This window comes from Pseudomonas sp. GV047 (assembly GCF_003058245.1).
GTDB lineage: Bacteria > Pseudomonadota > Gammaproteobacteria > Pseudomonadales > Pseudomonadaceae > Aquipseudomonas > Aquipseudomonas marginalis.
In genome coordinates, this window is record NZ_QCWA01000005.1 from 218520 (window position 1) to 245228 (window position 26709).

General features: G+C 61.5%; 24 protein-coding genes. 17 read left to right on the forward strand and 7 right to left on the reverse strand.

The window, feature by feature from the left end; genetic code table 11:
* The first annotated feature begins 97 nt into the window (after positions 1 to 97).
* The 3 genes from C8K58_RS14720 (at position 98) to C8K58_RS14730 (ending at position 4133) form a co-directional block, all read left to right on the forward strand.
* Positions 98 to 1462 (forward strand): MFS transporter, encoded by a 1365-nt coding sequence (locus C8K58_RS14720; RefSeq protein WP_108573886.1) that lies wholly within the window; start codon positions 98 to 100, stop codon positions 1460 to 1462.
* 11 nt (positions 1463 to 1473) lie between these two features.
* Positions 1474 to 3027: a galactarate dehydratase gene (gene garD, locus C8K58_RS14725; protein ID WP_108573887.1), complete on the forward strand. Its 1554-nt coding sequence runs from the start codon at positions 1474 to 1476 to the stop codon at positions 3025 to 3027.
* 164 nt (positions 3028 to 3191) lie between these two features.
* Complete coding sequence (locus tag C8K58_RS14730; RefSeq protein WP_027604833.1) at positions 3192 to 4133, forward strand: AEC family transporter; 942 nt, start codon at positions 3192 to 3194, stop codon at positions 4131 to 4133.
* Here the strand turns inward: C8K58_RS14730 and C8K58_RS14735 are convergent.
* The 6 genes from C8K58_RS14735 to gatC all read right to left on the reverse strand — a co-directional run bounded on the left by C8K58_RS14735 (position 4130) and on the right by gatC (position 9355).
* Positions 4130 to 4510 carry a carboxymuconolactone decarboxylase family protein gene (locus C8K58_RS14735; protein WP_027604832.1) on the reverse strand — a complete coding sequence of 127 codons (381 nt, stop codon included), beginning with the start codon at positions 4508 to 4510 and terminating at the stop codon, positions 4130 to 4132. The genes C8K58_RS14730 and C8K58_RS14735 overlap by 4 nt on opposite strands.
* Positions 4507 to 5553 carry a calcium/sodium antiporter gene (locus C8K58_RS14740; protein WP_108573888.1) on the reverse strand — a complete coding sequence of 349 codons (1047 nt, stop codon included), beginning with the start codon at positions 5551 to 5553 and terminating at the stop codon, positions 4507 to 4509. Before C8K58_RS14740 ends, C8K58_RS14735 begins: the two co-directional genes overlap by 4 nt.
* A 58-nt stretch (positions 5554 to 5611) precedes the next feature.
* Positions 5612 to 5983, reverse strand: coding sequence for a septal ring lytic transglycosylase RlpA family protein (locus C8K58_RS14745; protein WP_027604830.1), 372 nt, complete (start codon positions 5981 to 5983; stop codon positions 5612 to 5614).
* Between the two features lie 160 nt (positions 5984 to 6143).
* Entirely contained in the window at positions 6144 to 7589 is a 1446-nt protein-coding gene (gene gatB / locus C8K58_RS14750; protein ID WP_108573889.1) for an Asp-tRNA(Asn)/Glu-tRNA(Gln) amidotransferase subunit GatB, read from the reverse strand.
* A gap of 10 nt (positions 7590 to 7599) precedes the next feature.
* On the reverse strand, positions 7600 to 9051 hold the full coding sequence (gatA, locus tag C8K58_RS14755; protein WP_108573890.1) for an Asp-tRNA(Asn)/Glu-tRNA(Gln) amidotransferase subunit GatA: 1452 nt from the start codon (positions 9049 to 9051) through the stop codon (positions 7600 to 7602).
* A 16-nt stretch (positions 9052 to 9067) separates the two neighbouring features.
* Positions 9068 to 9355, reverse strand: a complete 288-nt coding sequence (gatC, locus tag C8K58_RS14760) for an Asp-tRNA(Asn)/Glu-tRNA(Gln) amidotransferase subunit GatC (RefSeq protein WP_003171764.1) — start codon at positions 9353 to 9355, stop codon at positions 9068 to 9070.
* Between the two features lie 210 nt (positions 9356 to 9565).
* On the opposite strand from gatC, the gene mreB reads away from it, so the two are divergent.
* From mreB to tldD, 8 genes are all read left to right on the forward strand, one after another.
* The gene (gene mreB / locus C8K58_RS14765) at positions 9566 to 10603 is read left to right on the forward strand and encodes a rod shape-determining protein MreB (RefSeq protein ID WP_002555108.1); all 1038 of its coding nucleotides are present in this window, start codon (positions 9566 to 9568) and stop codon (positions 10601 to 10603) included.
* Between the two features lie 138 nt (positions 10604 to 10741).
* Entirely contained in the window at positions 10742 to 11863 is a 1122-nt protein-coding gene (gene mreC / locus C8K58_RS14770) for a rod shape-determining protein MreC (RefSeq protein ID WP_081744405.1), read from the forward strand.
* Positions 11863 to 12351 carry a rod shape-determining protein MreD gene (gene mreD / locus C8K58_RS14775; RefSeq protein ID WP_027604826.1) on the forward strand — a complete coding sequence of 163 codons (489 nt, stop codon included), beginning with the start codon at positions 11863 to 11865 and terminating at the stop codon, positions 12349 to 12351. The genes mreC and mreD overlap by 1 nt, the downstream gene beginning before the upstream one ends.
* A 51-nt stretch (positions 12352 to 12402) precedes the next feature.
* Complete coding sequence (locus tag C8K58_RS14780) at positions 12403 to 12999, forward strand: nucleoside triphosphate pyrophosphatase (protein ID WP_108573891.1); 597 nt, start codon at positions 12403 to 12405, stop codon at positions 12997 to 12999.
* A 71-nt stretch (positions 13000 to 13070) separates the two neighbouring features.
* Positions 13071 to 14528: a ribonuclease G gene (gene rng / locus C8K58_RS14785; RefSeq protein WP_010213134.1), complete on the forward strand. Its 1458-nt coding sequence runs from the start codon at positions 13071 to 13073 to the stop codon at positions 14526 to 14528.
* Between the two features lie 76 nt (positions 14529 to 14604).
* Positions 14605 to 18420 carry a YhdP family protein gene (locus C8K58_RS14790; RefSeq protein WP_108573892.1) on the forward strand — a complete coding sequence of 1272 codons (3816 nt, stop codon included), beginning with the start codon at positions 14605 to 14607 and terminating at the stop codon, positions 18418 to 18420.
* A 48-nt stretch (positions 18421 to 18468) separates the two neighbouring features.
* Positions 18469 to 19317, forward strand: coding sequence for a carbon-nitrogen hydrolase family protein (locus C8K58_RS14795; RefSeq protein ID WP_027604823.1), 849 nt, complete (start codon positions 18469 to 18471; stop codon positions 19315 to 19317).
* Between the two features lie 16 nt (positions 19318 to 19333).
* Positions 19334 to 20776, forward strand: a complete 1443-nt coding sequence (gene tldD / locus C8K58_RS14800; RefSeq protein ID WP_027604822.1) for a metalloprotease TldD — start codon at positions 19334 to 19336, stop codon at positions 20774 to 20776.
* A 45-nt stretch (positions 20777 to 20821) separates the two neighbouring features.
* Here tldD and yjgA read toward each other — a convergent pair whose 3' ends face one another.
* The gene (gene yjgA, locus C8K58_RS14805) at positions 20822 to 21343 is read right to left on the reverse strand and encodes a ribosome biogenesis factor YjgA (RefSeq protein WP_017138246.1); all 522 of its coding nucleotides are present in this window, start codon (positions 21341 to 21343) and stop codon (positions 20822 to 20824) included.
* A gap of 108 nt (positions 21344 to 21451) precedes the next feature.
* On the opposite strand from yjgA, the gene pmbA reads away from it, so the two are divergent.
* The 6 genes from pmbA (at position 21452) to C8K58_RS14835 (ending at position 26706) form a co-directional block, all read left to right on the forward strand.
* Entirely contained in the window at positions 21452 to 22798 is a 1347-nt protein-coding gene (pmbA, locus tag C8K58_RS14810) for a metalloprotease PmbA (protein WP_027604821.1), read from the forward strand.
* A 147-nt stretch (positions 22799 to 22945) separates the two neighbouring features.
* The gene (locus C8K58_RS14815) at positions 22946 to 23341 is read left to right on the forward strand and encodes a hypothetical protein (protein ID WP_027604820.1); all 396 of its coding nucleotides are present in this window, start codon (positions 22946 to 22948) and stop codon (positions 23339 to 23341) included.
* Positions 23334 to 24710 (forward strand): lyase family protein, encoded by a 1377-nt coding sequence (locus C8K58_RS14820; protein ID WP_027604819.1) that lies wholly within the window; start codon positions 23334 to 23336, stop codon positions 24708 to 24710. Before C8K58_RS14815 ends, C8K58_RS14820 begins: the two co-directional genes overlap by 8 nt.
* Before the next feature lie 27 nt (positions 24711 to 24737).
* Complete coding sequence (locus C8K58_RS14825; protein ID WP_027604818.1) at positions 24738 to 25166, forward strand: hypothetical protein; 429 nt, start codon at positions 24738 to 24740, stop codon at positions 25164 to 25166.
* Between the two features lies 1 nt (position 25167).
* Positions 25168 to 25779: a superoxide dismutase gene (locus C8K58_RS14830; RefSeq protein WP_027604817.1), complete on the forward strand. Its 612-nt coding sequence runs from the start codon at positions 25168 to 25170 to the stop codon at positions 25777 to 25779.
* Between the two features lie 33 nt (positions 25780 to 25812).
* Positions 25813 to 26706, forward strand: a complete 894-nt coding sequence (locus tag C8K58_RS14835; RefSeq protein WP_027604816.1) for a ZIP family metal transporter — start codon at positions 25813 to 25815, stop codon at positions 26704 to 26706.
* Positions 26707 to 26709 lie beyond the last annotated feature (3 nt).

Sequence of the window (26709 nt, forward strand, 5' to 3'; positions counted from 1 at the left end):
ACGCAACACCCAGTGGGGGCCGGAGGCCTGCCGGTCCCCACGACAAAAACAGAAAACCATTACCCGCAAAAAAAATAATTAGTGGGAGTACTTCTACATGCAAGCGACCAAGCCGACCCATGTCCGCTATTTGATCCTGCTCATGCTGTTCCTGGTGACCACGATCAACTACGCCGACCGGGCCACCATCGCCATCGCGGGCTCCAGCCTGCAAAAAGACCTCGGCATTGACGCGGTCACCCTCGGTTATATCTTCTCCGCATTCGGTTGGGCCTACGTGGCCGGGCAAATCCCCGGTGGCTGGCTGCTGGACCGATTCGGCTCGAAAAAAGTCTACGCCCTGAGCATCTTCACCTGGTCACTGTTCACCGTGCTGCAAGGCTACGTCGGTGAGTTCGGTGTCGCCACCGCAGTGGTTGCGCTGTTCATGCTGCGCTTCATGGTGGGCCTGGCCGAGGCGCCGTCCTTCCCCGGTAACGCGCGCATTGTCGCCGCCTGGTTCCCGACCGCCGAGCGCGGTACGGCCTCGGCGATCTTCAACTCGGCGCAGTACTTCGCCACGGTGTTGTTCGCGCCGCTGATGGGCTGGATCGTCTACCGCTTCGGCTGGCAGCACGTGTTTATCGTGATGGGCGTGATCGGCATCGTGTTCTCGCTGATCTGGCTGAAAGTTATCCACAGCCCGCGCCAGCACCCGATGATCAACGAAGCCGAGCTCAATCACATCGCCGCCAATGGCGCGATGGTCGATATGGACCAGGACAAGGGCAAGGGTAAGAAAACCGACGGTCCGAAGTGGGATTACATCCGTCAGTTGCTGACCAACCGCATGATGCTTGGCGTGTACTTGGGCCAGTACTGCATCAACGGCATCACCTACTTCTTCCTGACCTGGTTCCCGGTTTACCTGGTGCAGGACCGCGGCATGACCATCCTCAAGGCCGGTTTCATCGCCTCGTTGCCGGCGATCTGCGGGTTTATCGGTGGCGTGCTGGGCGGGGTGATTTCCGACTACCTGCTGCGCAAAGGCCATTCGCTGACGTTCGCCCGCAAGGCGCCGATCATTGCCGGCCTGCTGGTCTCCAGCAGCATCATCGCGTGCAACTATGTAGACGTTGAATGGATGGTGGTGGGCTTCATGGCCTTGGCTTTCTTCGGCAAGGGTGTTGGCGCATTGGGCTGGGCGGTGGTGTCCGACACCTCGCCGAAACAAATCGCCGGTCTCAGTGGCGGCTTGTTCAACACCTTCGGTAACCTCGCGTCGATCACCACGCCGATTGTCATCGGCTACATCATCAGCACCACCGGCTCGTTCAAGTGGGCCCTGGTGTTTGTCGGCGCCAACGCGCTGGTGGCGGTGTTCAGCTATCTGGTCATCGTCGGCCCGATCAAGCGTGTAGTACTCAAAGAGCCGCCAAGCAAGGGGCCTGAGTTGACCAACCTAACCGAAGCGCATTCCTGAGAGGCCCCGTGATGCAGTTGATTGAACATGCCGACTCGCCGCGCTCCATCCGCCTGCACGAGCGCGACAACGTAGTGATCGTGGTCAACGACCAGGGCGTACCGGCCGGGACCGAGTTCCCGGACGGCCTGGTGACCGTGGATTTCATCCCCCAGAGCCACAAAGTGACCCTGGAAGACATCCCTGAAGGCGGTCAGATTATTCGCTACGGACAGACCATCGGTTACGCCCTGGCGCCGATTCCGCGCGGCAGTTGGGTCCAGGAAGATCAACTGCGCATGCCCACCGCGCCACCGCTGGACAGCTTGCCGCTGTCCACCGAGGTGCCTGAAACCCAGGCACCGTTGGAGGGGTTTACCTTCGAGGGCTATCGCAACGCCGACGGTACCGTGGGCACGCGCAATATCCTCGGCATCACCACCACGGTGCAGTGCGTGACGGGCGTGCTGGACCATGCGGTCAAGCGCATCAAGGACGAATTGCTGCCCAAGTACCCTCACGTCGATGACGTGGTGGCGCTGACCCACAGCTACGGCTGCGGGGTGGCGATCACCGCGACGGATGCCTACATCCCGATCCGTACCGTGCGTAACCTGGCGCGCAACCCGAACCTGGGCGGCGAAGCCCTGGTGATCAGCCTGGGCTGCGAGAAATTGCAGGCCGGGCAGGTGATGCATGACAACGACAGCTCCGTCGACCTCAGCGAGCCGTGGCTGTATCGGTTGCAGGATTCCAGCCACGGCTTTACCGAAATGATCGAACAGATCATGGACCTGGCCGAAGTGCGCCTGAAGAAGCTCGACCAGCGTCGCCGGGAAACCGTGCCGGCGTCCGAGTTGATCCTGGGCATGCAGTGCGGCGGCAGTGATGCGTTTTCCGGCATCACCGCCAACCCGGCGCTGGGCTATGCCTCGGATCTGTTGCTGCGGGCCGGGGCAACGGTGATGTTTTCCGAAGTCACCGAAGTGCGGGATGCCATTTACCTGCTGACTTCGCGCGCAGAGACGAAGGAAGTTGCCGAAGAGTTGGTCAGGGAAATGGACTGGTACGACCGCTACCTGGCCAAGGGTGAGGCCGATCGCAGCGCCAACACCACGCCAGGCAACAAGAAGGGCGGGCTGTCGAACATTGTCGAGAAGTCCCTGGGCTCCATCGTCAAGTCCGGCAGCAGTGCGATCAACGGCGTGCTGGGCCCTGGCGAGCGCTTCAAAAGCAAGGGCCTGATCTTTTGCGCCACGCCGGCCAGTGACTTTGTCTGCGGTACCCTGCAACTGGCGGCGGGGATGAACATGCATGTGTTCACCACCGGGCGTGGCACCCCTTACGGGCTGGCGATGGCGCCGGTGGTGAAGGTCTCGACGCGTACGGAGCTGGCGCAGCGCTGGCCGGACCTCATCGATATCGACGCCGGGCGCATTGCCACCGGGCGCGCGACCATCGAGGAGTTGGGCTGGGAGTTGTTCCACTTCTACCTGGACGTGGCCAGCGGTAAGAAGCAGACCTGGGCGGAGCATCACAAGCTGCATAACGACATCACCTTGTTCAACCCGGCGCCGATTACCTGAGACCGCGTCGCCTGCCATCGGGGGCAAGCCCCTCCCACAGTTTGAATTGTGAATACTTTCAAGTGTGGGAGGGGGCTTGCTCCCGATAGCGGTCTATCAGGCGCCGTTGGGCTGTATGGCTTATCATTAGCCACCTGACGACGCTCACCAAGGTTCTCCCCGGCATGCTGGCAATTTTCCTCACCACCCTCACCATCACTGCGCCGGTATTCGCCATGCTGTTCCTGGGTGTGCTGCTCAAGCGCATCAACTGGATCAACGACAACTTTATCCACACGGCTTCGTCCCTGGTGTTCAACGTCACCATGCCGGCGCTGCTGTTCCTCGGCATCCTCCACGCCGACCTGCACTCGGCGCTCAAGCCGGGGTTGCTGATCTATTTTGCCGTGGCCACGCTGCTGAGCTTTGCCCTGGCCTGGGGCTGGGCGATTTTTCGCTGCAAGCGTGAAGACCGGGGCATCTACACCCAGGGCGCGTTTCGCGGCAACAACGGGGTGATCGGCCTGGCCCTGGCGGCCAGCATGTATGGCGACTACGGCATTTCCCTCGGCGCGATCCTCGCGGCGCTGGTGATCCTGTTCTACAACACGCTGTCGACCATTGTGCTGGCGGTGTACAGCCCGGTGATCAAGTCCGACCCATGGAGCATCTGCAAAAGTGTGGTAGCCAATCCGCTGATCATCAGCGTCATCGTGGCGGCGCCGTTCGCGTATTTTCAGATTGGCCTGCCGGGTTGGCTGGAAAAATCCATGCAGTACCTGGCGGACACCACCTTGCCGCTGGCATTGATCTGCATTGGCGGCACCCTGTCCCTGGCGGCGTTGCGCAAGAGCGGCAATATGGCGCTGAGCGCGAGCTTGATGAAGATGGTCTGGCTGCCGGTGGTCGCGACCTTGGGCGCGTGGCTGCTGGGCTTTCGCGGGCCGGAGTTGGGGATCCTGTTCCTGTACTTCGGTGCGCCGACCGCTGCGGCGAGCTTCGTGATGGCCAGGGCGGCCGAGGGCAATCATGAACTGGCGGCGGCGATTATCGTGATCACCACGCTGATGGCGGCAGTGACCACGAACATCGGGATTTTCGTGTTGCAGGCGGGGGGCTGGATCTAGCCTTCTTTCTGATAGGTGTCGATGACTTCCTGTGCCGCCCGAAACGCATCAATCGCCGCCGGTACGCCGGCATACACCGCGCAATGCAGCAGCGCTTCGCGAATTTCCTCCACAGTACAGCCGTTGTTCAACGCGCCACGCACGTGGCCCTTGAGCTCCTGGGGGCACTTGAGCGCGGTGAGGGCGGCCAGGGTGATCAGGCTGCGCGTCTTCAGCGGCAAGCCTTCGCGGCTCCACACGCTGCCCCAGGCATGTTCGTTGACGAAGTCCTGCAGCGGCTGGGTGAATTCGGTGGCGTTGCCCAGGGCACGATCGACGAACACATCGCCCATCACCTGGCGACGCATTTCAACCCCGGGCTTTTTCTGATCGGTCATTGCGATTCCCTCTTGTGTTGGCGGCGCCAGGCTCGCAGCGTGCTGAACAACAGGAAAGCCACCAGCGCTGGCAGGACGTAATACAGCATCAGTTGTTCAAGCTTGTTGGCCAGGGGCATGCCGGTGGTGAACGACATCACGTGCAGCCCATACGCCAGGTACAGGCCCAGCAGCACCAAGCCTTCGGCGCGGGTGACGCGGTAGCCGGTATAAAACACCGGCAGGCACAGCACCACCACGCCGAGCATCACCGGCAGGTCGAAGTCCAGGGCGTTGGGCGACACCGACAGCGGCGAAGGCGCGAGCAGCGCGGTCAGCCCCAATACCCCCAGCAGGTTGAACAGGTTGCTGCCGATCACGTTGCCCACGGCAATTTCCCGCTGGCCGCGCAGGGCGGCAATCAGGGAGGTGGCCAGGCAGGGCAGCGACGTGCCGACGCCGATCAGCGTAAGGCCGATGATGCGCTCCGAGAGGCCCAGGTCCGCCGCCACATCCACCGCCGCGCCGAGCAGCAAGTGCCCGGCCAGCACCAGGATCAACAGCCCGCCCAGCATCTGCAGCACACTGCTCAGCCAGGGCGCCCGGGCGACGGTATCCAGGGTGCGCGGGCGGCGCGAATGGCGGGTCTGGTAATGCAGCACGCCGAGGTAGGCCAGCAGGGCAATCAGCAGCAGCAGGCCATCGACCGGCGTCAGTTCTTCATTGGCCGCCAGGGTAAACACCAGCAGCCCGGCGAGGATCATCACCGGAATATCCAGGCGCACCAGCTGCCGCGAGACGCGCAGGGGGATGATCAGCGCCGACAGGCCCAGGGTCACGAGAATGTTGAAGATGCTGCTGCCGATCACGCTGCCCACGGCAATGTCGGTATTGCCGGCCAGGGTGGCCTGCAGGCTGACGGTCATCTGCGGCGCGCTGCTGCCGAAGGCGACGATCGTAAGGCCGATGATCAGCGGCCGCACCTTGAGGCTGGCGGCCAGGCGCACGGCGGCGCGCACCAGGATTTCGGCGCCGAGGATCAGCAGCACCAGGCCGCTGACCAGTTCGAGCAGGCTCCAGGGCGAGAGGGCGGTTAATCCGAAAATGGCCAGGGCTCCGTCTTCAATTGCTCAAGGCTTGCACGCGAACCCGCGCAGTGCCGCTGCTCAGCATGCCCAGTTGCTCGGCCGCCTTGCGTGATAGATCGATCAAGCGCCCACGGGTATGCGGGCCGCGATCGTTGATGCGGACCACGACGGATTTGTCGTTGTCGAGATTGGTGACCTTGACCTGGGTGCCGAAGGGCAGTCGCCGGTGGGCGGCGGTCAGGGCGTTCTGGTTGAAGGGTTCACCGCTGGCGGTTTTCTTGCCATGGTGCCTGGCGCCGTAATAAGAGGCGGTGCCGGTTTCGTCGTAGCCGTTGGGGTCGATGAGGCCGCTGGCGCAGCCGGCCAGCAGTGAGAATAGAGCCCATAGACCTAATAGACGCTTCATTATCAAGGTGCCCCCCATCACAAATGTGGGAGGGGGCTTGCCCCCGATAGCGGTGATTCAGTCAAAACAGCAGTGACTGACACTCTGCTATCGGGGGCAAGCCCCCTCCCACAGGAGGTCCGAGTCAGGCATGAAGTCTCGCCCGGACCATTCATCGCAATCAGCCTTCGAGCTTGCTTTTGAGCAGTTCGTTCACCTGTTGCGGGTTGGCCTTGCCTTTGGAGGCTTTCATCGCCTGGCCGACAAAGAAGCCGAACATCTTGCCGCGCTTGGCTTCGTCTGCCGCACGGTACTGTTCGACCTGCTCGGCGTTGGCCGCCAGCATTTCATCCAGCACGGCCGAGATGGCGCCGCTGTCGGTGACTTGCTTGAGGCCGCGTTTCTCGATGATCTCGTCGGCGCTGCCTTCACCGCTGGCCATGGCTTCGAACACGGTCTTGGCGATTTTGCCGGAGATGGTGTTGTCCTTGATGCGCAGCAGCATGCCGCCCAATTGCTCGGCCGACACCGGCGCTTCGTCGATCTCCAGGCCCTGTTTGTTCAACAGGCTGCCCAGCTCGACCATCACCCAGTTGGCTGCCAGCTTGGCGTCACCGGCAATGCTCACGACCTTTTCGAAGTAGTCGGCTTGCTCACGGCTCGAAGCCAGTACGCTGGCATCGTAGACCGACAGGCCGAACTGCGCCTGGAAGCGCTCGCGTTTTTGCGGCGGCAATTCCGGCAGGGTGGCGCGGATCTCATTGAGGAACGAGTCCTCAAGCACCACCGGCAACAGGTCCGGATCGGGGAAGTAACGGTAGTCGTTGGCTTCCTCTTTGCTGCGCATGGCGCGGGTTTCGTCTTTGTTCGGGTCGTACAGGCGCGTTTGCTGGATCACCTTGCCGCCGTCCTCGATCAATTCGATCTGGCGCCGCACTTCGGTGTTGATCGCCTTCTCGATAAAGCGGAACGAGTTGACGTTCTTGATCTCGCAGCGAGTGCCGTACTCGGCCTGGCCTTTTGGCCGCACCGACACGTTGCAGTCGCAACGCAGCGAGCCCTCGGCCATGTTGCCGTCACAGATGCCCAGGTAACGCACCAGCGCGTGGATGGTCTTGACGTAGGCCACGGCTTCCTTGGCGCTGCGCATGTCCGGCTCGGACACGATCTCCAGCAGCGGCGTGCCGGCACGGTTCAGGTCGATACCAGTGGCACCGTTGAACTCTTCGTGAAGGCTCTTGCCGGCGTCTTCTTCCAGGTGCGCACGGGTGACGCCGACACGCTTGATGGTGCCGTCTTCCAGCGGGATGTCCAGGTAGCCCTTGCCGACGATCGGCAATTCCATCTGGCTGATCTGGTAGCCCTTGGGCAGGTCCGGGTAGAAGTAGTTCTTGCGCGCGAACACGTTGTGCTGGCCGATCTCGGCGTCAATCGCCAGGCCGAACATCACCGCCATACGCACGGCTTCCTGGTTCAGCACCGGCAGTACGCCGGGCATGCCCAGGTCTACCAGGCTGGCCTGGGTGTTGGGCTCGGAGCCGAACGTGGTGGCGCTACCGGAGAAAATCTTCGATTGGGTGGCGAGCTGGGTATGAATCTCCAGCCCGATCACAACTTCCCATTGCATAGTGTTCTCCTCAGAAGCCGGTAGGGGTGCGAGTGTGCCAGTCGGTGTTCAACTGGTACAGGTGCGCCACATTGAGCAGGCGGCCTTCCTGGAAATACGGGGCGAGCAATTGCACGCCCACCGGCAGGCCATCGACGAAACCGGCAGGCATGGACAAGCCCGGCAGGCCCGCGAGGTTGGCGGTGATGGTGTAGAGGTCTTCCAGGTACTCGGCAATCGGGTCGCCGGTCTTGGCGCCGATCTTCCAGGCCGGGTTCGGCGTGGTTGGGCCGAGGATCACGTCGACTTCTTCAAAGGCAGCCATGAAGTCGTTCTTGATCAGGCGTCGGATCTTTTGCGCCTTGAGGTAGTACGCGTCGTAATAGCCGGCGGACAGGGCGTAGGCACCGACCATGATCCGGCGTTGCACTTCGGCGCCGAAGCCTTCGCCACGGGAGCGTTTGTACAGGTCGGTCAGGTCCTTCGGGTTCTCGCAGCGGTAGCCGAAGCGCACGCCGTCGAAACGCGACAGGTTGGAAGAGGCTTCTGCCGGCGCGATCACGTAGTAGGCAGGAATCGCATGCTGGTTGTTCGGCAGGCTGATTTCCTTGATCACCGCGCCGAGCTTTTCCAGCTCCTTGACGCTGTTGTGCACCAATTCGGCAATGCGCGGGTCGAGACCGGCGCTGAAGTATTCCTTCGGCACGCCGATGCGCAGGCCCTTGAGCGAAGTGTTGAGGCTGGCGCTGTAGTCCGGCACCGGTTCATCGATGCTGGTGGAGTCCTGGGCGTCGAAGCCTGCCATGCCTTGTAACAAAATCGCGCAGTCTTCGGCCGTGCGGGCCAGGGGCCCGCCCTGATCGAGGCTGGAGGCGTAGGCGATCATGCCCCAGCGGGAAACGCGACCGTAGGTCGGCTTCAGGCCGGTGAGGTTGGTGAAGGCCGCTGGTTGGCGGATCGAGCCGCCGGTGTCGGTGGCCGTGGCGGCTGGCAGGAAGCGCGCGGCAACGGCCGCAGCCGAGCCACCGGACGAACCGCCAGGCACGTGTTCCAGGTTCCATGGGTTTTTCACTGCGCCGTAGTAGCTCGACTCGTTGGCCGACCCCATGGCGAATTCGTCCATGTTGGTCTTGCCCAGGGTCACGGCTCCGGCAGCGGCCAGCTTGGCGACCACGGTGGCGTCGTAGGGCGCCTTGAAGTTGTCGAGCATCTTCGAGCCGCAGCTGGTGCGAATGCCTTGGGTGCAGAACAGGTCCTTGTGGGCGATCGGTGCGCCCAGCAGGGCGCCGGTTTCACCGTTGGCGCGGCGTACATCCGCGGCCTTGGCCTGGCTCAGGGCCAGCTCTTCGGTGAGGCTGATGAAGCTGTTGACCTTGGGGTCCAGCTCGGCGATGCGCGCAAGCAGGGTCTTGGTCAGCTCTTCGGAGGAAAACTTTTTGTCGGCGAGACCGCGGGCGATCTCGGCCAGAGTCATGTGATGCATGAAAGGCTCTTTCCCTTTAGTCGATGACTTTCGGAACCAGGTACAGGCCGTTTTCGACCGCTGGCGCGATGGACTGGTAGGCCTCGCGATTATTGCGCTCGGTCACGACGTCTGCGCGCAGGCGCTGGCTGGCTTCCAGCGGGTGAGCCAGGGGCTCGATGCCGTCGGTATTCACGGCCTGCATTTGGTCAACCAGCCCGAGAATGCTATTCAGGGCTGCGGTGGTCTGTGGAAGATCGGCTTCATTCAGGCCAAGCGAGGCCAGATGAGCGATTTTTTCCACGTCGGAGCGTTCAAGCGCCATGGGAATCTCCAGTGGAAAACAGAACGGAGGCTGTCCGTGTGTTAGATTGTCGGAACACTACCGCATTTCTACGGTCTTACGGCCGCGATTGTGGGGGTTGGTGCACAGAAAGTCGGCCAATTTAGCACATTGGCGCCTTGCCCAAAATCCCTGTCGTTGTTAGAGTTTGCCGCACTTTTTTACCCACGCGTTGCCTAGGGTCCTTTCCCCATGTTCAAGAAACTGCGTGGCATGTTTTCCAGCGATCTTTCCATTGACCTGGGCACTGCCAACACCCTTATTTACGTGCGCGAGCGCGGTATCGTTCTGAATGAGCCATCGGTTGTGGCCATTCGGACCCATGGTAATCAGAAAAGTGTCGTTGCCGTCGGCACCGAGGCCAAGCGCATGCTCGGCCGAACACCAGGCAATATTGCTGCCATTCGTCCGATGAAAGACGGCGTGATCGCCGACTTCAGCGTCTGCGAAAAGATGCTGCAGTACTTCATCAACAAGGTTCACGAAAACAGCTTCCTGCAGCCCAGCCCTCGTGTGCTGATCTGCGTTCCGTGCAAATCCACCCAGGTGGAGCGTCGTGCCATCCGTGAGTCGGCCCTTGGCGCCGGTGCCCGCGAAGTGTTCCTGATCGAAGAGCCGATGGCTGCTGCGATCGGTGCCGGCCTGCCGGTTGAAGAAGCGCGCGGTTCGATGGTGGTGGATATCGGTGGTGGTACCACTGAAATCGCCCTGATCTCCCTGAACGGTGTGGTGTATGCCGAATCCGTACGGGTAGGCGGCGACCGTTTCGACGAAGCGATCATCACTTATGTACGTCGCAACTACGGCAGCCTGATCGGCGAATCCACCGCCGAGCGCATCAAGCAGGAAATCGGTACCGCTTACCCGGGCGGCGAAGTTCGCGAAGTCGATGTTCGCGGTCGCAACCTGGCCGAAGGCGTTCCACGTGCCTTCACCCTGAACTCCAATGAAGTGCTGGAAGCTCTGCAAGAGTCCCTGGCCACCATCGTTCAGGCTGTGAAGAGCGCCCTGGAGCAATCGCCGCCGGAGCTGGCTTCCGACATCGCCGAGCGAGGCCTGGTGCTGACCGGTGGTGGCGCCCTGTTGCGCGACCTCGACAAGCTGCTGGCCCAGGAAACCGGCCTGCCGGTGATCGTCGCCGAAGACCCGCTGACCTGCGTTGCCCGTGGCGGTGGTCGTGCACTGGAAATGATGGATAAACACACCATGGACCTGCTCTCCAGCGAATAAGATCGTTGGTTGCACCATGCTTCGCCCGCAGGCAGCACTTTGCAGTGCTGCCTGTTGGCGTTTATCTTCTTCAATCTGCATCCAGGCCGGTTAGATGCCGTATGAATAAAGAGAACATTTGCCTGGGAGGAGCGGCCTATTAAACCGCTTTTCGCCAAAGGCCCCTCATTGGGCGTGCGCTTATTGGTGCTGGTCGTGCTTTCGGTCGCATTGATGGTGGTCGATGCCCGCTTTGCGCTGCTCAAGCCGGTGCGTAGCCAAATGTCGCTGGTGTTGATGCAGACCTACTGGATCACCGACCTGCCGCAACGTCTCTACCAGGGCGTGGCCAGCCAATTTGGCAGCCGTACCGAACTGGTTGCCGAGAACGAAAAACTCAAGACCGAAAACCTGCTGTTGCAGGGGCGCATGCAAAAGCTGGCGGCCCTCACCGAGCAGAACGTTCGGCTGCGCGAGTTGCTTAACTCTTCTGCGTTGGTCAACGAAAAGGTCGAAGTGGCCGAGTTGATCGGCATGGACCCCAACCCCTTTACCCATCGCATCATTATCAACAAGGGTGAGCGCGACGGTGTGGTGCTTGGTCAGCCGGTACTGGATGCTCGGGGACTGATGGGGCAGGTAGTCGAGCTGATGCCCTACACCTCGCGGGTCCTGCTGCTGACGGACACCACCCACAGCATTCCGGTGCAGGTCAACCGTAACGGCTTGCGCGCGATTGCCAGCGGGACCGGTAACCCTGAGCGCCTGGAATTGCGTCATGTGGCGGACACGGCCGACATCAAGGAAGGCGACCTGTTGGTCAGCTCCGGCCTGGGCCAGCGGTTCCCGGCAGGCTATCCGGTGGCAACGGTCAAGGAAGTGATCCACGATTCCGGCCAGCCCTTCGCCATTGTGCGTGCCGTACCCACTGCCGCCCTGAACCGCAGCCGCTACCTGTTGCTGGTGTTCAGCGACAACCGTACTCCGGAAGAACGCGCCAACGACGCCGCCCAGGCCCAGGAAGCGGAAGACAAGAAGAACGGCACTGCGCCGATCATTCCTGCGACCGTGCCCAAGCCTCAGTCGACTCCCCCCGTTGTACCGGCGGCAACTCCGGCAGCTACTGCGCCTGTGGCCACACCGGTCAAGCCTGCGGCCCATAGCGTGCACCCGGTGAAACCGACTGCAGCGAAACCGCCGGCCACCACGCCTGCCACTACGACGCCCGCTGCGAAGCCTCCAGCCGCAGCCCCGGCCACCACACGGCAGAGGGAGGAATAATGGCCGGTACTCATTCGAGCAATGGCTGGATCGTCTGGCTGACATTCGCTATCGGCTTGCTGCTCAGCGTTTCGCCGCTGCCGCAGTTCATGGAGATCCTGCGTCCGCTGTGGCTGGCATTGCTGCTGGCATTCTGGTCGCTGAACCTGCCCCATAAAGTGGGCATGGTGACGGCGATGTTCCTGGGCTTGGCGGAAGATGTGCTGTATGGCACCTTGCTGGGCCAGAACGCGTTGATCCTGACCCTGATTACCTTCCTGGTGCTGTCGTTGCAGCAGCGCCTGCGCATGTTCCCGATGTGGCAGCAATGCCTGGTGATCCTGGTGATCTTCGGCCTGGCGCAGTTGGTACAGTTGTGGCTCAGTGCCCTGACCGGCAACCGCCAGCCAACCCTGGCGCTGGTGTTGCCGGCCCTGGTCAGTGCGCTGCTGTGGCCGTGGATCAGCTTCGGCCTGCGTGGGTTACGTCGTCGCTATAAAATCAATTGAATGGATTGCGAGGCTCTGCCTGGTTATCGAACCCCACAGGGAGAGTCTGCAATGAATTCGCTATATCTGGCCTCGGGCTCCCCGAGGCGGCGTGAACTGCTGACCCAGATCGGTGTGCCTTTCACCGTGGTCAGCGCCGCCATTGATGAAACCCCTCTTACAAACGAAACCCCTGTTTCCTACGTCGAGCGTCTCGCTCGCGGTAAGGCCGCAGCGGGTTTTGCTGCGCTCGGGCAACGCTCGGCCGCCTGCGTCCTGGGCGCCGATACCGCAGTGATCGTGGACGGCAAGATCCTCGGCAAGCCCGTAGACCAAGCCGATGCGTTGGCGATGTTGATGGCACTGGCGGGGCGTGAACATGAAGTTCTGACTGCGATTGCCCTGACTGACGGCCAGCGCTGTGAAACCCGATGTGTAAGCAATCGTGTACTTTTCCGTGGGATTTCTGTCGAGGAGGCTACAAGCTACTGGCACAGCGGCGAACCCCAGGACAAGGCGGGCGGCTATGCTATCCAAGGGCTTGGCTCGGTGTTTGTGGCCGGGCTCAATGGCAGCTATTCCGCGGTGGTAGGTCTGCCGGTGTGCGAAACCGCGCAACTGCTTGCACAATTCGGCATACCCTGTTGGCAAAACCTTACCGCGCGCTGAACGCGTTACTCCAGCGCCCAGCCTTACAGCGATCGGTCACTATTGTGAAAACGCCTGAACGAGACCCAGCCATGAGTGAAGAGATTCTGATCAATATCACGCCGATGGAATCGCGCGTGGCGGTGGTAGAGAACGGTGTTCTGCAAGAAGTGCATGTCGAGCGCACCCAGAAACGCGGGATCGTCGGCAATATCTACAAGGGCAAGGTGGTGCGGGTGTTGCCGGGGATGCAGGCGGCATTTGTCGATATCGGCCTGGACCGGGCGGCATTTATCCATGCCTCGGAGATCTCCCTGCGCGAAGGGCCGGCGGTGGAAAGCATCAGCGCCTTGGTGCACGAAGGGCAGAGCCTGGTGGTGCAAGTCACCAAGGACCCCATCGGCTCCAAGGGCGCACGCCTGACCACTCAACTGTCGATTCCGTCGCGCTACCTGGTTTACATGCCGCGCACCGCCCATGTCGGCATTTCCCTGAAGATTGAAGACGAAGCCGAGCGCGAGCGCCTGAAAAAGGTGGTCAGCGACTGCGTGGCCGCCGAAGGTATCAAGGAAGCGGGCGGTTTTATCCTGCGCACCGCCGCCGAGGGCGCAGGTGCCGACGAAATCCTCATGGACATTCGCTATCTGCGGCGCCTGTGGGACCAGATCGGCGCACAGATCAAGACCATCGGCGCGCCGAGTGTGATCTACGAAGACCTGGGCCTGGCCCTGCGTACCTTGCGCGACCTGGTCAGCCCCAAGATCGAGAAAATTCGCATCGACTCGCGGGAAACCTTCCAGCGCACCACGCAATTTGTTGCCGAGCTGATGCCGGAAATTGCCGATCGCCTGGAGCATTACCCTGGCGAACGGCCGATCTTCGACCTGTATGGCGTCGAGGACGAAATCCAGAAAGCCCTGGAGCGCAAGGTGCCGCTCAAGTCCGGTGGCTACCTGGTGGTGGACCCGGCGGAAGCGATGACCACCATCGACGTCAACACCGGCGCGTTCGTAGGTCATCGCAACCTTGAAGAGACCATCTTCAAGACCAATCTCGAAGCGGCCACGGCGATTGCTCGTCAACTGCGCCTGCGTAACCTGGGCGGCATCATCATCATCGACTTCATCGACATGGAAGATGAAGAGCACCAGCGCCAGGTGCTGCGCACGCTCGAAAAACAGCTGGAGCGCGATCACGCCAAGACCAATATCATCGGCATCACCGAGCTGGGCCTGGTGCAGATGACCCGCAAGCGCACCCGCGAGAGCCTGGAGCAGGTGCTGTGCGAGCCCTGCAGCAGTTGCCAGGGCCGCGGTAAGTTGAAGACTCCGGAAACGGTTTGCTACGAGATTTTCCGGGAAATCCTCCGAGAGGCACGGGCCTACCAGGCCGAAGGTTATAGAGTGCTTGCCAACCAGAAAGTGGTCGACCGCCTGCTGGATGAAGAGTCCGGTAACGTGGCTGAGCTGGAGGGGTTTATCGGGCGTACGATTCGCTTCCAGGTCGAAACCATGTATTCCCAGGAACAATATGACGTGGTGCTGCTCTGATCCCCATTCGCTTTCTTTTTACGCGACTCGCAGACCTTGATCTGCAGTCCGACTACTGCCTTGAGGGTCGCCTGACATGGAGCGTCTGACACGCTTTTTTGCCGCTTTGACCCGTTGGGGCCTTGGGCTGTGCGCCTTGCTGCTGGTGTTGGCGGCGGTGTACGTGAGCCTGGGGCGCGAATTGACCCCGCTGGTGGCCGAATACCGCGCGGAAATCGAAGCCAAGGCCCAGGCTGCGGTGGACATGCCTGTGCACATCGGCAGCCTTGAAGGCCGCTGGAGCGGTTTTGCGCCCGTGTTGCTGGCCCACGACGTAATGGTCGGCGAGGGCAGCAGTGCCTTGCGCCTGGATCAGGTCGAAGTGGTGCCGGACATGTGGGCCAGCCTGATGGCGCGCGAAGTGCGTATTGCGCACCTGGAAGTCAGTGGCCTGCAACTGAGCGCCAAGGAAGACAAGGACGGCCATTGGGCGCTGCAAGGCTTGCCGATACAGGACGACCAGCCGCTGGACCCGGAGCAATTGCTCAAGCGCATGCAGATGGTCAAGCGCGTATCGCTGCTCGACAGCCAGGTCACCCTGCAACCGTTCGACCAGGCGCCGCTGACCCTGACCTATGTGGGCTTGAGCCTGCACACGGGCGTCACCCGCCAGCGCCTGGACGCCCGCCTGACCTTGCCCGACGGCCAGCCCCTTGCCCTGAGCCTGCGCAGCCGCATTCGCGCGAGCCAGTGGAAGGATGCTGAAGTCGAGGCCTACCTGAGTCTGCCCCAAAGCGACTGGGCCAAGTGGATCCCCGCCAGGCTGACCCAGCAGTGGAAACTCACGCAGTTCAAGGCCGGCGGTGAGTTCTGGCTGAACTGGGGTAAAGGCACGGTGCAAAGTGCGGTCGTGCGCCTCAACTCGCCGCAGGTGAAGGGCAGCTACGCCGAGCGCAAGCCGGTGCATATCGAAAACCTTGCACTTACGGCCTATCTGCAACGCAGCGATACGGGCTTGAAGGTGTTGTTCGATTCCCTGGCGATGAACCTGGGCGAGACCCGATGGGAATCGCGCCTGCAATTGCAGCAGACCCTGGCGACCGACACGGCCCTGGAAGTCTGGAAGCTGCAGGCTGACCGCCTCGACCTGACCCCCATCACACCGTTGCTCAACGCCCTGGCGCCGCTGTCGGAAGGCGTCGCCAAGACCGTCGAGCACCTGAAGGCCACCGGTCTGCTGCGCAATGTACTGGTGGATTTCCGTCCTCAAGACACCACCGATCAAAAAGTCAGCTTTGCCGCCAACCTGGAACGGGTCGGGTTTGACGCCTACTTCGGTGCGCCGGCCGCACGCAACGTTTCCGGCAGCATCAGCGGCGACCTTGGCCAGGGCGAGTTGCGCATGGACAGCAAGGATTTTTCCCTGCACCTCGATCCGATCTTCGCCAAGCCCTGGCAGTACCTCCAGGCCAATGCACGCCTGACGTGGAAGCTGGATAAACAAGGCTTCACCCTGATCGCCCCGTATATCAAGGTGCTGGGGGAAGAGGGCAAGATCGCTGCCGATTTCCTGATTCGCCTGCATTTCGACCACAGCCAGGAAGACTATATGGACCTGCGGGTCGGTATGGTCGATGGCGATGGACGCTTTACCCCTAAATACCTGCCGGCCGTGTTGAGTCCCGCGTTGGATGAGTGGCTGCGCACGGCAATTCTCAAGGGTGCGGTGGACCAGGGGTTCTTCCAGTACCAGGGCTCGCTGAACCACGATGCGTTGCCCGCCGCGCGCAATATCAGCCTGTTCTTCAAGGTGCATGACGCCGAACTGGCGTTCCAGCCGGGTTGGCCCCATGTGAACAAGGTCAATGGCGAAGTGTTTGTCGAAGAGACGGGCGTACGCATCCTGGCCAGCAAGGGGCAGTTGCTCGACACCAAGGTCAAGGACGTCTACGTCAATATTCCCCACGCGCCGTCCGGCAAGGAAAGCCATCTGCTGCTTACCGGTGGTTTTGCCGGTGGCCTGGGTGATGGGCTGAAGATCCTCCAGGAAGCGCCAATCGGCACGGCCTCCACCTTCGCCGGCTGGAAAGGCGAAGGAGACCTGCAAGGCATGCTGGATCTGGATGTTCCGCTGGTCAAGGGCATCGAGCCCAGGATCGTGGTGGATTTCCAGACTGACAAGGCACGCCTGCAATTGGCGGAACCGCCTCTGGACCTGACGCAGCTCAAGGGCAATTTCCGCTTCGACAGCGCCAAGGGCTTGAGCGGCGAAAAGATTACCGCCCAGGCATTTGACCGGCCGATCACCGCGCAGATCTTTGCCGATGGCAAGCCGGGTAATATCAGCACCCGTGTCGCTGCCAAGGGGCAGGTGACGGTCAAGCGTCTGACGGATTGGTTGAAAGTCAGTCAGCCGTTGCCGGTGTCCGGTGATCTTTCGTATCAGTTGCAGCTCAACCTGGACGGTGCCGACAGCCAACTGATGGTCAGCTCCAACCTCAAGGGTGTTGTGGTGGACTTGCCGGCGCCGTTCGGCATGCCGGCCAGCCAGGGACGTGACAGCGTATTCCGCATGACCTTGCAGGGGGCTGAGCGCCGATATTGGTTTGATTACGGTGAGTTGGCCAACTTCACCTTTGCCGCGCCGCCGGACAAGCTCAATGACGGCCGTGGCGAGTTGTTCCTCGGCGATGGTGATGCCGTGCTGCCAGGCGCCAAGGGCTTGCGCATCCGTGGCGTGCTCTCGGAGCTGGATATCGACCCGTGGAAAAAACTGGTGAACCAGTATGCTGGCAATGACCCAGGTGGCAGTGCCAAGCAGCTGCTGAGCGGTGCCGAATTCAAGATTGGCAAGCTCACCGGCCTGGGTACCCAGTTCGATCAGGTCAACCTGCAGTTGGATCGCAAGCCCGCTGCCTGGGGTTTACGCTTTGACAGCCAGCAAGCCAAGGGCGCCGTGAACCTGCCGGATGCCAAGGGCGCGCCGATTGCGGTCAACCTGCAATACGTGAAGCTGCCGGCGGTGGACCCGACGGTACAGGCTGATGAAAACGCACCGGACCCGTTGGCCAGTATCGATCCCAAGGATATTCCGGCGTTGGATATCGCCATTGACCAGCTGTTCCAGGGGCCGGACCTGATTGGCGCCTGGTCACTCAAGATCCGGCCAACGGCCAAAGGCCTGGCTTTCAATACGCTGGACCTGGGCCTCAAGGGCATGCAACTCAAGGGCGCCGGCGGATGGGAAGGTGTCCCGGGTGACAGCAGCAGTTGGTACAAGGGGCGCCTGGACGGCAAGAACATCGCCGACGTACTCAAAGGCTGGGGCTATGCGCCCACGGTCACCAGCGAGGACTTCCACCTGGATGTAGATGGGCGGTGGCCGGGTTCGCCGGCCTGGGTCGGGCCTAAACGGTTCTCCGGCAGCCTGGATGCGACGTTCCGTAAAGGTCAGTTTGTCGAGGTGGAAGGTGGTGCCCAGGCGCTGCGGGTGTTCGGTCTGCTCAACTTCAACTCCATCGGGCGCCGCCTGCGCCTGGACTTCTCCGACCTGCTGGGCAAGGGCTTGAGTTATGACCGGGTCAAGGGCCAATTGGTCGCCAGCAATGGCGTGTTCGTGACGCGCGAGCCGATCACCATGACCGGCCCGTCGAGCAACCTGGAGCTCAATGGCACCCTGGACCTAGTGGCTGACCGTGTCGATGCGAAGTTGCTGGTGACGTTGCCGGTGACCAACAACCTGCCGATTGCCGCGCTGATCGTGGGCGCGCCGGCGATTGGTGGCGCACTGTTCCTGATCGACAAGCTGATCGGTGACCGTGTTTCGCGTTTCGCCAGCGTGCAATACAAGGTGGAAGGCCCATGGAAGGATCCAAAAATCACCTTCGACAAGCCCTTTGAAAAACCAAACTGAGAGCCTGTGGAGTAGCATGGCCCCATGCCTTTTACGGAGTATCGGCCCATGTCCTTTGCAGTAATCCAAATGGTCAGTCAGAGCGATGTGCTGGCCAACCTGGTCCAGGCCCGGCGCTTGTTGGAACAAGCGGCGGCCGGCGGTGCGAAGCTGGCGGTGCTGCCGGAAAACTTTGCCGCCATGGGCCGCCGCGACGTGGCGGATATCGGCCGCGCCGAGGCGCTGGGTGAAGGTCCGATCCTGCCATGGTTGAAACAGACCGCCCGCGACCTCACCTTATGGATAGTGGCTGGCACGCTGCCGTTGCCGCCCAAGGATCAACCGCACGCCAAATCCAATGCCTGCTCGCTGCTGGTCGATGATCGCGGCGAAGTCGTCGCTCGTTACGACAAGCTGCATTTGTTTGATGTGGACGTGGCGGACGCCCGGGGTCGCTATCGGGAGTCCGATGACTATGCTTTCGGGAGCAACGTGGTGGTGGCGGATACGCCGGTTGGCCGTTTGGGCCTGACGGTCTGTTACGACCTGCGCTTCCCCGAGCTATACAGCGAGCTGCGCGCGGCGGGGGCTGAATTGATTACCGCGCCCTCGGCCTTTACCGCCGTGACCGGTGCCGCCCACTGGGATGTGCTGATTCGTGCACGGGCCATCGAGACCCAGTGTTACCTGCTGGCGGCCGCCCAGGGCGGTGTGCATCCAGGGCCACGGGAAACTTATGGTCATGCGGCGATCGTCGACCCATGGGGCCGGGTGCTGGCACAACAGGATCAAGGCGAAGCGGTGTTGCTGGCCGAACGCGATAGCAGTGAACAGGCGTCGATACGGGCGCGCATGCCGGTGGTCAACCATCGGCGCTTTTTCTCGCAGGGCGCCCAGCGGCCTGCTTCAGAACGATGAATTTAAGGCCAAACCTATGAGCGAGTTGTTGTCCTCAGTCAGTGAACACCTCCTGGCACCCGGTGGCGTGACCATCGAAAGTTTGCAAACCGTGCTCGGCGATCTGGCCGGGCCAGGCATCGATGCCGCCGACCTGTATTTCCAGGGGCAGATCTCCGAGTCCTGGGCCCTGGAAGATGGCATCGTCAAGGAAGGCAGTTTCAATCTTGACCAAGGTGTAGGCGTTCGTGCGCAATCCGGTGAAAAGACCGGTTTTGCCTACAGTAACGCGATCACCCTGGAGGCGTTGGGCCTGGCCGCACGTGCTGCGCGTTCGATCTCCCGTGCCGGCCAACATGGCACGGTACAGGCGTTCAGTACCCAGGACGTGGCGCAGTTGTATGCGCCGGACAACCCCCTGGAAGTGATCAGCCGCGCGGAAAAGGTCGAGTTGCTCAAGCGTATCGATGCGGCCACCCGCGCCCTGGACCCGCGTATCCAGCAGGTCTCGGTGAGCATGGCCGGTGTGTGGGAACGCATCCTGGTGGCGTCCACCGACGGGGGGCTGGCGGCGGACGTGCGGCCGCTGGTGCGTTTCAATGTCAGCGTGATCGTCGAGCAGAACGGCCGCCGCGAGCGTGGCGGCCACGGCGGCGGCGGGCGTACCGACTACCGTTACTTCCTCACCGACGACCGTGCCATGGGCTATGCCCGTGAGGCTTTGCGCCAGGCGTTGGTGAACCTGGAAGCCATTCCTGCGCCGGCCGGCACGTTGCCGGTGGTGTTGGGCCCGGGCTGGTCCGGCGTATTGCTGCACGAGGCCGTGGGCCATGGCCTGGAAGGCGATTTCAACCGCAAAGGCAGTTCCGCCTACAGCGGGCGCATGGGCGAGATGGTTGCGTCCAAGCTGTGCACCATTGTCGATGATGGCACCCTGGCCGGTCGCCGCGGCTCGTTGAGCGTCGATGATGAAGGCACGCCGACCGAATGCACCACCTTGATTGAAAACGGTGTGCTCAAGGGCTACATGCAGGACAAGCTCAATGCCCGCCTGATGGGCGTTGCGCGCACCGGTAACGGCCGTCGCGAATCTTATGCGCACCTGCCGATGCCCCGCATGACCAACACCTACATGCTCGGTGGCGAAAGCGACCCGGCGGAGATCATCGCCTCGGTGAAGCGCGGCATCTACTGCGCCAACCTTGGCGGCGGCCAGGTGGATATCACCAGCGGCAAGTTCGTGTTCTCTACCAGCGAGGCGTACCTGATCGAAGACGGCAGGATTACCGCGCCGGTCAAAGGGGCAACGTTGATTGGCAATGGCCCGGAAGCCATGAGCAAGGTGTCGATGGTCGGCAACGACCTGGCCCTGGACAGTGGCGTGGGCATGTGCGGGAAGGACGGGCAGTCGGTGCCGGTAGGGGTCGGCCAGCCAACGCTGAAAATTGATGCGATCACCGTGGGTGGCACGGGGTCGTAAGGGGTGGAGCTTCGGGTGGCGAAGATCGCCACCCGGGGAAGGGCATCAACGCAGGCCGCGTTGAGTCTCGTCCAGCTCACGGATGTATTTGAAGATTTTACGGCTGGTGGCCGGCGCCTTGTTATGCGCCTGCTCGTGCTGGGCCTGACGGATCAGGGAGCGCAGTTGCTGGCGGTCCGCGTCCGGGTAGTCCAGCACGAATTTCTCCAGCACCGCGTCATCGCCCGAGATCAGGCGGTCACGCCAACGTTCCAGGTTGTGGAAACGTTCGTTGTACTGGCGAGTGGAGGCATCGGTTTGATCAAGCAAGGCGAGAATGGCGTCAGTGTCCTGATCGCGCATCAGCTTGCCGATAAACATGATGTGCCGTTTACGCGCGATATTCGCGGTGTGCTTGGGTGCGTCCGCAAGCGCCCGGCGCATTTCGTCGGTCAGTGGCAGTTTTGCAATCAAGTCTTTCTTGAGCGTTGTAAGGCGCTCGCCCAGGTCAACCAGAGCATGCAGCTCACGTTTGACCTGGGTTTTGCTTTTCTCCCCATCGAGGGAGTCGTCGTAAGAATCAACCATGGTGGCAGTCCGCAAAGAAACGCCGCCATGATAACCAGTCGGGGGCCGCTTGTCCGGCCCGGTCGCTCGATGGCCTTAGCCGAAAGCAGAATTTGAGTGGAGAAAACCATGAGTGCAGCCCAAAGCGTCGGTCCGCAAGCGTTACCGGCCCTGCAGGAACAAGTCGAGCAGATCCTTGCCGAGGCCAAGCGCCAGGGGGCCAGTGCCTGTGAAGTGGCGGTGTCGCTGGAGCAGGGGTTGTCGACGTCGGTACGTCAACGGGAAGTGGAAACCGTCGAATTCAACCGTGACCAGGGCTTTGGCATCACCTTGTATGTGGGGCAGCGCAAAGGTTCGGCCAGTACGTCGGCCAGCGGTCCGGAGGCCATACGCGAAACGGTTGCCGCCGCGTTGGCGATTGCCCAGCACACCTCTGAGGATGAAAGCTCGGGCTTGGCCGATAAGGCGCTGATGGCCAAGGACTTGAAGGATTTCGATCTGTTCCATGCCTGGGACATCACGCCCGAGCGGGCCATCGAGCTGGCGCTGACCTGCGAAGCGGCGGCGTTCGATGCCGATACCCGCATCAAGAACGCCGATGGCACCACGTTGAACACGCATCAGGGCTGTCGCGTCTACGGCAACAGCCACGGGTTTATCGGCGGGTATGCGTCCACGCGCCATAGTCTGAGCTGCGTGATGATCGCCGAGGCCAATGGCCAGATGCAGCGTGATTACTGGTACGACGTAAGTCGTCAGGGTGAATTGCTGGCAGATCCGGCCAGCATTGGTCAACGTGCCGCACAACGTGCCGCGAGCCGCCTGGGCGCGCGTCCGGTGCCGACCTGTGAAGTGCCTGTACTGTTTTCGGCGGAGCTGGCAGGCGGTTTGTTCGGCAGTTTCCTGAGTGCCATTTCCGGCGGCAACCTGTATCGCAAGTCTTCGTTCCTTGAAGGGGCGATCGGCCAGACGTTGTTTCCCGAGTGGCTGACCATCGATGAGCGTCCGCACTTGATGCGGGCCATGGGCAGTTCGGCGTTCGATGGGGACGGCCTGGCCACGTATGCCAAGCCGTTCGTCGAAAACGGGGAGCTGGTGTCTTACGTACTCGGCACCTACTCAGGCCGCAAACTCGGCCTGCCAAGCACCGCCAACGCCGGTGGCGTGCATAACCTTTTCGTGACCCATGGCGACGAAGACCAGGCGGCGCTGTTGCGTCGCATGGGACGTGGCCTGCTGGTAACCGAATTGATGGGCCATGGCCTGAATATGGTCACTGGGGATTATTCCCGTGGCGCGGCGGGCTTCTGGGTGGAAAACGGTGAGATTCAGTTCGCCGTCCAGGAAGTGACCATCGCCGGCAACATGCGCGATATGTTCAAGCAGATCGTTGCCGTGGGAAATGACCTGGAACTGCGCAGCAATATTCGCACAGGCTCGGTGCTGATCGAGCGGATGACTGTCGCAGGCAGCTAATCCCGCTACAGCGGCACAAAAAGGCGCGCCCTCTTACGGATGGCGCGCCTTTTTTGTGGGCGTGTGTCAGGGGGATTGAGGTGTTACTCTTGTTTTGATTCTCAATATCATTTAATAATAAATATCATTAACGGATGAGTGTGGATCATGAGTTCTGTCCTGCATGAGGATCCTTACCTGGAAAGCTGGCGCTGGATGAGTCGCCAGATTCGCTGTGGTCTGGATCCCAATGAGCCTCGCCTGATCGAACATTACCTCAACGAGGGCCGATACCTGGCGTGTTGTACCGCGACCCATCCGTGGACCATCGCTGAAACCTCATTCCGCCTGCTGATCGACACCGCCAGCGATATTGCACTGCCGTGGCATTGGCGATCCCTGTGTCTGGATCAAGCCTGGCGCCCACTGCGCGACCTGGAAAAACTCTCTCACTGTGCCTGCCGCCTCAAGCGCTGGCAGACCTTTGCCTGGCAATTGGCGACCTGCGAATTGCTTCCCTCCATTTCCGTTTCTGACCTGGTGCAAGGATCTTCCGATGAGTAACACCCGTATCGAACGCGACAGCATGGGCGAACTGCAAGTCCCCGCCGAGGCCTTGTACGGTGCGCAGACCCAGCGCGCGGTGAACAACTTTCCGATCAGCCACCAACGCATGCCGGCGCAATTCATTCGCGCACTGATCCTGGCCAAGGCCGCAGCCGCCAAGGTCAACGTCGACCTCAAGCAGATCAGCGAAGGGCAGGGCAAAGCCATTGTCGATGCCGCCCAAGGCTTGCTTGAAGGCGATTACATGCGGCATTTCCCGGTGGATATCTTCCAGACCGGTTCCGGCACCAGTTCGAATATGAATGCCAACGAAGTGATTGCGACGCTCGCCAGCCGCTTGCTCGGCGAAGCGGTCAATCCCAACGATCATGTGAACTGCGGTCAAAGCAGCAACGACATCATTCCGACCACCATCCATGTCAGTGCTGCGCTGGTGCTGCACGAGCACACGCTGCCGGCCCTGCTGCACCTGGTGCAGGTGATCGAGCAGAAAGCCGAAGAGGTTCACCCATTCATCAAGACCGGCCGCACGCACCTGATGGACGCCATGCCCGTGCGCATGAGCCAGGTCCTCAATGGCTGGGCGCAGCAACTCAAGGCCAATATCGGTCACCTGCAGGATTTATTACCGGCCCTGCAGGCTCTGGCCCAGGGCGGTACGGCGGTGGGCACCGGGATTAATGCGCACCCGGAATTCGCCGTGCGTTTCAGTCAACAGCTCAGCAGCCTGGCAGGCGTGAAATTCACGCCGGGCAAGAATCTGTTCGCGCTGATCGGCTCCCAGGACACTGCCGTCGCCGTCTCCGGCCAGTTGAAAGCTACCGCCGTGTCGCTGATGAAAATCGCCAATGACCTGCGCTGGATGAACTCCGGCCCGCTGGCCGGCCTGGGGGAAATCGAACTGGAGGGCCTGCAGCCGGGCTCCTCGATCATGCCAGGCAAGGTCAACCCGGTGATTCCGGAGGCCACGGCCATGGTGGCTGCGCAAGTCATCGGCAATGACACGGTGATCACCGTCGCTGGCCAATCCGGCAACTTCGAGCTGAATGTGATGCTGCCGATCATTGCCCAGAACCTGCTCAGCAGCCTCGAGTTGCTGGCCAATGCCAGCCGTCTGCTGGCAGACAAGGCGATCGCCAGCTTCAAGGTCAACGAAGCCAAGCTCAAGGAAGCGCTGTCGCGCAACCCGATCCTGGTCACCGCACTCAACCCGATCATTGGTTACCAAAAGGCCGCTGAGATTGCCAAGAAGGCCTATCAGCAGGGCCGCCCGGTGATTGATGTGGCCCTTGAGCACACCGACCTGCCCCGTAGCCAACTGGAAGTCCTGTTGGATCCGGAGAAGCTCACGGCCGGCGGCGTGTAATCACCGACCCTGCTTTGGAGGCTCACCATGGAGCACTGGAAACGCACGATCGAACGCGCCAATCGCTGCTTTATGCAGGGCGAATTGGTTGACGCTCGCGAGGCCTATCTGCAAGCCCTGGCCCTGGCTCAAGTGTTGTTCGAGCGCTGGGCGAATGCCGACGAAGCAGTAGCGGCTTGCGTCATTTCCCATCACAACCTGGCGGATTTGCACCTGCGCCTGAATCAGCCCGAGGAAAGCGCCGAATACCTCTGCGCTATTCACCAGCGCTTGCTCCAGGCCATGCAGGACGTGCGCCTGAGCCCGCAGCTGCGGGAAGCGGCGCTGCGCCAGAGCAGCAAGACTTACGTCGAACTGTTGAATTTCATCAGCGATCACGGTGAGTACCCGCGCACCCATCGCTTGCTGGGCGGTACTGCGGTGCAGCCGACCCCGTCTCAATACGGAGCACATTGATATGACCTACACCTTGCCTGCCTTGCCCTATGCCTACGATGCCCTGGAACCGCATATCGATGCGCAAACCATGGAGATTCACTACACCAAGCACCACCAGACCTACATCAATAACCTCAATGCGGCGGTCGAGGGCACCGAGTTTGCGGGCTGGCCTGTAGAAAAACTGGTGTCCAGCGTGCAGCAACTGCCGGAAAAACTGCGTGCGGCCGTCATCAACCAAGGCGGCGGCCATGCCAACCACTCGCTGTTCTGGGCGGTGATGTCGCCTAAAGGTGGCGGCAAGCCCGACGGCGCATTGGGAAAAGCTGTAGAAGAGCAACTCGGCGGTTTCGACAGTTTCAAGGAAGCCTTCACCAAGGCCGCCTTGACCCGTTTCGGCAGCGGCTGGGCGTGGTTGAGTGTCACTCCGCAAAAGACGCTGATAGTGGAAAGCAGCGGCAACCAGGACAGCCCGTTGATGAATGGCAACACGCCGATCCTCGGCCTGGACGTCTGGGAGCATGCTTACTACCTGCGCTACCAGAACCGTCGACCTGAATACATCAACGCCTTCTACAGTGTTATCAACTGGCCGGAAGTCGCCGCACGCTATCAGGCCGCGTTGGCCTGACATTCACTTCCATAACAAGATCTAAGGCCGACTATGGGCACTGAAACACTGGCGATCAGCAGCGTGCGAATGTTTCGTTATGCGTTTGGTTCGCTGCTGCTGTTGGCAGGTACTGCATTGCTGGTGGCCCACGGGCTGGCCTGGCTGGATCTGGCACCGCGCATCATGCGCGCCCTGCAGGGCGGGGCGATTTGCGCGCTTGGCACGGCGCTGGGGGCGGTTCCGGTCTTGGTGATTCGGCGGATGCCGGTGGCGTTGAGCGATACCTTGTTGGGCTTCGGTGCCGGTGTGATGCTGGCGGCGACCGCGTTTTCGCTGGTCGTGCCGGGAATTGCTGCGGCCGAAGCCCTTGGTCTTTCGCCCTGGGGGGCAGGTGGGCTGATCAGCTTCGGCATCATGCTGGGGGCATTCGGTCTGTATCTGGTGGACCGCAAGGTCTCCGGCGCCAGCCCGGAGATGTTGGTGGGCACACCGGATAAACCGGTGATTCCACCGCGTATCTGGCTGTTCGTGTTTGCCATCATCGCCCACAATATCCCCGAAGGCATGGCCGTTGGCGTCTCAGCCGGCGGCGGCATGCCGGATGCCGACAGCTTGGCCATGGGCATTGCTTTGCAGGATGTGCCCGAAGGCCTGGTCATTGCGCTGGTATTGGCTGGGGCAGGGATGTCGCGGATCAGGGCGTTCCTGATCGGCGCCGCGTCAGGCTTGGTAGAGCCGGTGTTCGCCGTGCTTTGCGCCTGGCTGGTGACCCTGGCCGAGGTGCTGTTACCGTTGGGCCTGGCACTGGCCGCTGGCGCGATGCTGTTGGTGGTCACCCACGAAGTGATCCCGGAGTCGCGCCGCAACGGTCACGAAAAACTCGCGAGCCTGGGGTTGTGCATGGGGTTCTGCTTGATGATGGTGATGGATACCGCCTTGGGGTGAGGC